The 7,207-nt window shown below is 58.8% G+C and carries 6 protein-coding genes; 3 read left to right on the plus strand and 3 right to left on the minus strand.

Going from position 1 to position 7,207, the window contains the following annotated elements; translation table 11 throughout:
- Window positions 1–18: 18 nt before the first annotated feature.
- Together CH289_RS04595 and CH289_RS04600 are read right to left on the minus strand one after the other, a co-directional pair.
- Window positions 19–1,860: a hypothetical protein gene (locus tag CH289_RS04595; protein WP_143545040.1), complete on the minus strand. Its 1,842-nt coding sequence runs from the start codon at window positions 1,858–1,860 to the stop codon at window positions 19–21.
- Between the two features lie 116 nt (window positions 1,861–1,976).
- Complete coding sequence (locus CH289_RS04600; RefSeq protein ID WP_306427511.1) at window positions 1,977–2,312, minus strand: DUF3732 domain-containing protein; 336 nt, start codon at window positions 2,310–2,312, stop codon at window positions 1,977–1,979.
- Between the two features lie 529 nt (window positions 2,313–2,841).
- Between CH289_RS04600 and CH289_RS28655 the strand changes: the two genes are divergently transcribed.
- The 3 genes from CH289_RS28655 to CH289_RS04615 are packed head-to-tail and all read left to right on the plus strand — an operon-like array spanning window position 2,842 to window position 5,650.
- Window positions 2,842–3,069, plus strand: a complete 228-nt coding sequence (locus CH289_RS28655) for a hypothetical protein (protein ID WP_256977025.1) — start codon at window positions 2,842–2,844, stop codon at window positions 3,067–3,069.
- On the plus strand, window positions 3,066–4,244 hold the full coding sequence (locus CH289_RS04610) for an MAB_1171c family putative transporter (protein ID WP_143545041.1): 1,179 nt from the start codon (window positions 3,066–3,068) through the stop codon (window positions 4,242–4,244). The genes CH289_RS28655 and CH289_RS04610 overlap by 4 nt, the downstream gene beginning before the upstream one ends.
- The gene (locus CH289_RS04615) at window positions 4,241–5,650 is read left to right on the plus strand and encodes a cytochrome P450 (protein WP_094727421.1); all 1,410 of its coding nucleotides are present in this window, start codon (window positions 4,241–4,243) and stop codon (window positions 5,648–5,650) included. The genes CH289_RS04610 and CH289_RS04615 overlap by 4 nt, the downstream gene beginning before the upstream one ends.
- Window positions 5,651–6,059: 409 nt before the next feature.
- On the opposite strand, the gene CH289_RS04625 is transcribed toward CH289_RS04615, so the two are convergent.
- Complete coding sequence (locus tag CH289_RS04625; protein WP_094727423.1) at window positions 6,060–6,746, minus strand: helix-turn-helix domain-containing protein; 687 nt, start codon at window positions 6,744–6,746, stop codon at window positions 6,060–6,062.
- Between the last annotated feature and the right edge of the window lie 461 nt (window positions 6,747–7,207).

Raw genomic sequence — 7,207 nt, forward strand, 5'->3', positions numbered from 1 at the left:
GAAATGGCATTCGACTCATTATTCGAACAAGTCTTTGAGCTCAGCTTTTTGCCGCAGGTCGTGGGCTCGCTGAACTTCTGCGAGTCGTCGTTGTTCCATGACGGTTTGCACGTCGGTCCCCGACATGGCAGAGGTGACGGCATGGCTCAGCGCTTGCAAGGACAGTGCCCGGGCGAAGTCCACAACTGAGTCGCATGCGGAGGGCGAGAGCGGCCCGCCGTGGATTGCTGCGTTACGGGTGCGTGTGAGTCGGGCGACTCGGGCGTCGACGCGACGTTCTTCTTCGGCGAAGGCATCTTGAATCGATCGACCCGAGCTGAGTACGTGCTCGATCTCGCGGAGTCGCCGAATGAGTGGGTGCTTCGCGTAGATCGTTTTCAGGTCTGCGATGTAGCCCAGCGCCTTCAGTCGGTCGAAGCTTGTCCCCCATGTGCCGCCTTCGACTTCGTCGCGGATAGTTGCGAGGACAGGTTGAGGTGACGCTGCAGGAGACGTGTCCGGGAGGGTTCGTACGATTGCTTCGAACGTCGTCTGGGTGGCGCGCTCCAGGAAGGCCAACCTGGTGTATTCCTCAGCGAGGTAGGTTTTGATGAACTTGTACCACTTGTCGGTTGCATGGGTTGCCCACGTGTTGAGGTGTTCGATGGCTCGTACCGCCGCCATGACGATCGACTCGGAATCGTCGGCAGACTCGATCTGGTCGATCAGTATATGAACGGGCTGTAGGTAGCCGGCTACTTTGGATGTGATGGTGTGCCCGGAATTGGAGAGAGCATCCAAATTGGCAGCTGCACAGTCGTTTTCCGGGAATTTGGTGGTCTTGCGGCGGTGTTTGGGACCCCAGTCGAGACGCGGCATCCTGCCCTGGCCAAATATGAGTTGGCCGTTGAGGACCGTCCAAGTGTCCTTGGAGGGACGGGTGAGGTTCAATAGAGCATCGAGGTGAGCGCGGGCCTCTGCAGCCGCGAGATGCGGTTCGGCGGAGGGGATCAGGACTCGCGCGTACACGAGCCCCGGTTTGTGCTCGATACCTGTGTACTCGTCTATCTCCCCTGACTGCTGAAAGCTGCTGATCCGATCTGTCAGGAGTTCCTCCGGTACCACAGGGAACATCTCGCGGGCCGCGGGATGGTCGATGATTCCACCAGCGAGCACTTGAGCTGGGTAGAAGGTGATGTTGTCATGTGTCAGGCAGCTGAGCGCATGGGGGTATGCATCTGCGATTCGGAACCACACCACCGACTCGGTACGTTGGGCTCGTCGCACGATCCAACGTTCAGACAGATCCATTCGTCCGGGGTCGTCGAGGCCGGTCGGACGTGACTGGTGGCGCGGATCGAAGTCGAAAGCTTTCTCCCCCAGCATGTGCTGGGCTCGGCTCACCTGATGGCCGTAGTCGAAAACAATGCCGACTGCGGTTTGGGATGTTCCCCAAGGCCCGTCATCCTGTCGCCTGTGTCTGATCAGCGCAAAGAGATTGTCCCGCAGGAACGCGATGCGGTCGTACGGGTAGACGAGATGGTCGCCGTTTTTGCATGCTTCTACCAGGTCACGCCACGATGAGAGAATGACGATGTCCTCGTCGAGGAGGTCATGCAGCGCTATCGCGTAGCGGGTAACGAGAGCACGTTTGGTGTCGTCGACTATAGGGTTCTTTCCGTTACGCGGGATGAACAGTTCGTTCCGGATGGCGTCGAGGATCGCTGTGATCGGTGTCGTGAGAACACCTGCCATCTTGGGGCCCAGGTATTTGAGGGCGTCGTCGAGGTCGGCGGCGAGCGACCGCCAAGTCCAGTAGTCATGCTTGCCAGGGTCCGCACAGATGTCGCAGATTTCGGAGCTGATCGCAACCGATGTCATGTATCCAGTTGTGTGAGTGATCTCTCCAGCGGTGTTGACGTGACTTTTCAGTTCTTCCAGCCAACGAGCGTGCATCTCGAACATCTGCGTCCTAAGCGATTGTTTTTGGTGGATCTTCAGGCCTCTGTAGCGTCCGAACGATCGGTGACAGTCCACTCTGCAGGTTCTAGACGCGAGCTGTCACGCCATCGATGGACCACCGCGTCTTGGAACCACTGTTCCCCCGCAAGATCGGCGTGATCGCAGACGGTGATCTGCATCCGCGGAGCCAGCTCCTCGAGCACATCACGCATGACGGTAACCATTGCCGACACTGCGGCGCAGTCTGCGTAGTCGACGGCCCCGGTGTTCTTGGCGAGTTCCGGAGGATAGAGGGGTTGCGTCGGCTGGTCGATCATGAGGAAGCGCGGTACGGGCAGCAGGGCTAGCGAAGGGGTTGGTGTCGACTCAATTTACCGACGCAACATACGGTTCCCGCTGCAACGCGATTCGCGTTGGCATTAAGGCGATGTTGTTGGCGCCAAACCGCGCCCACCTCCGCACACCCTTCGGTGCCGCGGTTGCCAAAGTTGCGGCGTGTCAGTTGAGACCGAAATCACGAAGTACACAGGTCAAGAGTCACGTAACAACTACCCGCCACCGCAGCCGACCAGCTGGCTAAGTTGAGGTGTAGACCGCGAACCGTGTCATTTGTATGGTGTACCCCGGGAGGGGGACCCAGTGAATGAATCTGCAACTAAAGTGATGCGTGCCCGCCGGGATTTCGAGCGTTTGGTGCCTAGGCCATGGAACCGGCAGACTTTTCTGGCGAACCTTGGTGAACACCGCGGGCGTCCGGTGTCGTTGATAGCGGTCCAGTCGGCGCAGCGAGGCACACCATGCGGGCTGTGGCTTGCGTATGCCGATCATGACGAGATCGTCTACGACAGAGATACATCCGATTACCACGTCGATCACACGATTCTTCACGAGGTCGGCCACATGGTTCTCGATCACAGGTGCGAGGACCGCGAGTCAGGACTCGTCACAATCCAGCGACTACTTCCCGACATCGACACTGCCAGAATCGAAAAGGTTCTGGGCCGGTCTCATTTCGACGATCAGCAGGAGAGCGAAGCAGAGATGTTCGCAGACCTCCTGATGGCGGGAAGCTACTCACCCTATCGACGCTCGGCACCCATGACCTCCTTGTGGGGCAGTCGCGCGTGACGTCGTCGGTTGTACCTGCAATCGCGTGGCCGACCATCGCTATTGCCTACGTAGTAGTGGGGATTCGCTTGACCTGGTTCGACGCGAGCGCTGGCGAGCGCCGTATAACGGCCGTTCTCGCTCTGGCGGCAAGCGGATGTGTACTCCGGGAAAGCGTTGTACAGGAAGCGCTGGCATCCATTTCGCCCGAGTATCTCTCGGTCGGGTTCACCAGGCAGCTGAGCACAACCGTCATCGTGCTTGCGATGGCACCGTTCTTCATTGTCGTGTTGTCCTGGACGCTTCAGGACCGCGAGCCATCGTGGTTGAGCTCCGCGGTCTACGCGACCGCGGCGAGCTTCGTTCCGTTGATGCTCCTGGTCGGGGACGGGGCCCGGAAGTCGGGTCAGTACATAGACAAGGCCGAGGGATGGCGAACGATCGCGTACTTTGCAATGTTTGCTATCTGGGTCGGTGGAATGGCCTTCGTTCTACTGAAGGCTTGTGTGTCCGAACTTCGCCGGGGCGCCCTTGCGCCCCGACACATTTTGTCCTACCTGGTGATCGGGGCGATTGGGCTCTGGGCTGCCGAGGAAGCCGCCTCGATCATGACGAGTGCACTGTTCGCCTCGCAGGGAGTACAGGATGAGTTCGTTCAACTTCGGTTCGCGATGAACGAGAACAATTTCGTCCTGATGGTCGGACTCGGTGCCGTATGCGCGGCGCTCCCTGCATGTTCCGTTGTGCTCGAGCGCTTCGGCATTGACCGAACCACACGCGACATCAGAGCACTCCAAGAACTCTGGACCGATCTCACCAGTGCCTGCCCAGAAGTCCGATACGTCCCAAATCACGACCAGGAGTCAGTCTCCGCAGGTCGGCGGCTCCATCGCATGACGATCGAGATCCGGGATTCGATATTGATACTCAAGCACTTCACGTCCATTCAGCCGTCTGTCGACGACACAGCACTTCAGACTGCTATTGCGCTCAGAGATGCCGCAGCCTTGAAGTCCGCAAACAACCCGCCTGGACTTCCGTCCGCGGCCGTGAAACTGACGCCGGCATCGGGCAGCGAAACAAAAGCACTCAAAGCTATTGCTTCACAATGGAAAAGAGCTGCGACTCTCGTCCCTACTTATTCCATGACCGAACCTCAGATCATTCCCGCGAGCGATGTAAAGGGTCCAGCATGACAACGACACCGGTCGACCGAATCCTCAGTTCCGATCGCATTCTCCCCCATCCACCCCACCGTCTACCGCTTCTGGGAGATGTTCTCGATCTCCACATCACAGATTCAAGTCAGTGGGGCATGCGCGGAGCTCAGCTGTACGGGCCGATCTACGAGCGCCGCATCCTGGGTGCGCGAGTGACCTACGTGTCGGGGCCAGAGCTTGTCGAGGAGATAAACGACGACACGAAATGGTCGAAGTTCCTCGGCGTCCCGATTCGCAATCTACGGTCGATCGCCAAAGACGGATTGTTCACAGCCCACAACTCCGAGCCGAACTGGGCCAAAGCACACGCCATACTAGGCCCGGCTTTCACTAAGAAATCCATGCGTCAGTACCACGACGTGATGGTCGAAGTCGTCAACCAACTGATCAATTCGTGGTCTGCACGCGGATCAGAGGCGTGGCTGGATGCTCCGAACGACATGAACAAAACCACTCTGGAAATCATCGGGCGCACCGGATTCGGCTACGACTTCGAATCGTTCACCCGTCCGGAGCCTCATCCGTTCGTCGAACAGATGTCCCGCGCACTCGCCTACGTCAATCGCTCGGCCTACTCTCATCCACTGATCGAACGGACATGGTTCCGCAAGGAGCAAGCCCAACACGCTCACGACGTAGCTTCGATTCGTGAACTTGTCGACGATGTCGTAGCCAAGCGAATCTCGGATGGGGAACGCCCATTCGAGAGCGACTTGCTGGATCGCATGCTGAACACACCAGACCCAGACACAGGTGATCGCCTCAGCGCCGAGAATATTCGGAATCAGATCATCACGTTCTTGGTGGCCGGCCACGAGACATCAGCTGGGGCGCTTGCCTTCGCTCTCCACTTCTTGGCCACCAACCCCGACATCGCTACCCGCGCTCGCACGGAGGTGGACGAGATATGGCCGAGCGACGGCGCTCAGATCTCGTTCGAGCAAGTCTCCAAGTTGAGATACCTCCGTCGAGTTCTCGACGAAACGCTCCGATTATGGCCGGTGGCACCTGGCTACTTCCGAAAAGCAAACGCTGACACTGTACTTGGCGGGCAATACCCTTTCGAGAAGGGAGAATGGGTATTCGTTGTTCTACTCCAACTACACCGAGATACCGAGTGGGGTGCCGATCCCGAAAAGTTCGACCCCGATCGATTCTTACCTGAAAACATCCGTGCGCGCCGTCCCGACCTCTACAAGCCGTTCGGATCTGGCATGCGAGCGTGCATCGGTCGACAGTTCGCACAGCATGAGATCTTGTTGACCTTGGCGACCCTGCTCCGGAACTTCGAACTCGAGGCTGACCCCTCTTACGAGCTACGAGTCAAAGAGATGATCACCCTCAAGCCGGACGGCCTCCGGCTACGAGCCCACATTCGCTGACGGGCCCGCAACGCGCCCCTGACTGCTTCTCCGCACAATCTCGGATATCGAGCGGAGGTCAGACGGTGCAGCCCCTCCGCGCAAGTAGATCCCCTTCAACCCGGAACCAGCCAACTCACACAGAAACACGAGCTGCTCGTGAATCCCGGCGCCACTCTGCGACGTCAAGTACCGAGCTTCGATCTCAAAATGACCTGCAAGAAGTGACAACTCAGCATGGGAGACCGCGGTGAGATCTCCGTGACGAATGGCTGCGAGCGCTTCTGGCGTGAGCTGGCCGCCCGAACCTGCGACTGCGGCGGCTACATCCACGTTCGACTGCTCCGCTCCGTTCTCCGCTCTCCACAACCGGAAGAGCGTGTTGACTCGCTCGGCCAACGACACCGGTAGTTCGACATTCTCTGTCAATTTACTGCCCTCCCCTGCTTACATGACTTGCCTCGAGTCGACGAGTGAAACGCTCGTCGGTCGCCCTGTCGATTCCGCTCGTCCTGCCCGCCAACCACCTGCGATATTGCCGCTCTTCGAATTCATCCGGATCGATGGCGTTGTTCGGTTCGTCGAGTAGATGCGAGAACGCCGCGAATATCGGTGACAACGTGCCGTGCTCGCGCCGGTTAGCTTCGAACAACTGGGTCACATAGGTCCCGTAGACGGGATGAAGCGCGCTACTCAGATCGTCCGCGATTGACCGGAGATCGCTGTCCTCGGCCCGTTGTTCAGCGTGCTCGGCGAGTCGCGTCGATACGCTGATCAGGTCTGTCACCGTCGCGATATCTAGCGCAATTCGGTCCACATCCGGGAAAGCCACCTGGCCTGCGGTAGCTGGCGCATCGGTGCTGCGGGGACTACCGCCGCTCAGCAGTCGTGCTGCGCTGCCGGCAGTCCACGCGAGACCGGAGTCGAGTTTGGCCAGTGTTGCCGGTGACGGGTCGGCAATCTCAGCGCGCTCGATCCGGGTCAACGTTGGCTCCGATGGCCCTCCACGGTCACGTACCTGAACCCGACTCAGCCCCAACTGCTGGCGCCGTTCGCGAACTGCTTGTGCGAAACGACGGTGGTCTTGCATGGACGGATCGTAAGCAAAACCAAACATAGTCACAACACAAACACATTTTTATGCTGTATTTACGTCTCATTTTTGTTATATTTTGGTCTGCATGCCACACAGGCCGCAACCTTCGGGGGAAGGAACGCATTGGTTACAGATATGAAGCCGATCACGGGGACCGGGATCGTTCCCGGTGAGGAAATCCTCCACCCGGAAGCAGAACGATGACGGGCACATCCGCGCATCACCACGGAACTGTCGCTCCGCTCGAATGGTGCCCAGCGCTCACACAGAACCGAAAGACTGCTGAGCTACAGGCATGTTCGCGTGAACGCGGCCACGATGGAATGCACCAGTTCATCGGCGACGACGGATCGGTGCTCGCGCAGTGGACGTCGAGTCGACCGCCCCATCGGTATTGACACCGGCGACGAGGCACGGCCAATCACAAGCTCCGTCCAGGGACAAAGACCGCGACATTCCCGCGCCTATGTCCACCCATGTGA

Origin of the sequence: Rhodococcus sp. RS1C4, from assembly GCF_002258225.1 — a bacterium.
In the GTDB taxonomy this organism is placed as follows: domain Bacteria; phylum Actinomycetota; class Actinomycetes; order Mycobacteriales; family Mycobacteriaceae; genus Rhodococcoides; species Rhodococcoides fascians_E.

What these genes read in the sequence shown, in the direction of transcription:
- CH289_RS28655 (WP_256977025.1), top strand. Translation starts at nt 2,842, where the DNA reads ATGGTTCTCGATCACAGGTGCGAGGACCGCGAGTCAGGACTCGTCACA.
- CH289_RS04595 (WP_143545040.1), bottom strand. Translation starts at nt 1,860, where the DNA reads ATGACATCGGTTGCGATCAGCTCCGAAATCTGCGACATCTGTGCGGAC.
- CH289_RS04625 (WP_094727423.1), bottom strand. Translation starts at nt 6,746, where the DNA reads ATGTTTGGTTTTGCTTACGATCCGTCCATGCAAGACCACCGTCGTTTC.
- CH289_RS04615 (WP_094727421.1), top strand. Translation starts at nt 4,241, where the DNA reads ATGACAACGACACCGGTCGACCGAATCCTCAGTTCCGATCGCATTCTC.